Genomic DNA, 1032 nt, shown 5'->3' with positions numbered 1-1032 from the left:
GGGTCAAGGTCGACGCCTATTCCATCAAGGCCCAAATCAACGAGGCAGCAAAGGCAAAAGCAAAGGCGAAGGCCGACGCCGCCAAATATGCAGCCGACAAGAAGGCCCAGACCGCCAGCAAGAAAGCAGCCAAGGCCAACAACGCCGCACTGGAAAATATTGAACAGCTGACGCCAGAGCAAGTTCCCGCCTTCTTGAACGCTTTTCCTGAACGCCTCAACGAACTGACCGAGTTCGCGCTGGAGAGCCGACCGCTGTTCATCGCCCTGATTGAACAATGGGCGCTTGACACTGACCACCAATACTGCGGAGACGGATTCGTCAAGCTCGGCGCCATCGCCTCAAGCATGGCGACGCCTTTACCAGGTAACGAATACGCAGCCAGCGACGAAGACGAAGAAGACGCGGAAATGCTCGCCGAGGACGTCGGCCTGAATGCGGTCATCCCGGCCGCTAAAGAACCTGCAGCACCCGCGCCAGCTGAGCCAACAACGCAATCAGCCACGCCGGCACCCCGCGCACGCAAGCCCAAAACCGCCGCAGCACCGAAGCCGTGGCCATGGCCCAAATCCCCGGCAGCCGGCGCAATCACGCCCACGCCTGATACCGAGGCAGCACCTCAATAACCATCACCAAAACGGAGCAACCATGAAATTCATTACATCCATCATCGCCAACATCCGCGCCCTCCTCGGGTCGATTGCTCAACCTGTAGCGCCGGTGGCGACAGTCACGGCTCCGCACATCCGCGCGCTGTTGCTTCACCTGTGCAACCAGAATATTGAGCAATCCACCTGGGTGGCCCGCTGGCTGGCGTATCCGCTGCGTCACCGTGGCGCCAAGATGGCAACTGCCCTGCTTGTCGCCGGCGACCAGGGCGCTGGCCAGCACCTGTTCTTCGAGAAAATAATAGGCCCAATGTACGGCAGCCAGGCCCAGCTGGGCGGCGTACTGCCGCGCCGCACATTCAATGGCTGGACGATCGGCAAGCGCTACGCGGTCTTGCAGGACATTCGCTTCGCTGACTGGGCC

2 pseudogenes are annotated in these 1032 nt (G+C 60.8%); both read left to right on the top strand.

The window, feature by feature from the left end:
* Positions 1–626 (top strand): annotated as a pseudogene (locus AC0V2Y_RS28220) (hypothetical protein); the annotation flags it as partial.
* A 22-nt stretch (positions 627–648) separates the two neighbouring features.
* A pseudogene (locus AC0V2Y_RS28215) lies at positions 649–1032 on the top strand (hypothetical protein); the annotation flags it as partial.

The organism is Janthinobacterium sp. BHSEK (assembly GCF_056174685.1).
This window is presented reverse-complemented; position numbering and strand designations above follow the sequence as displayed.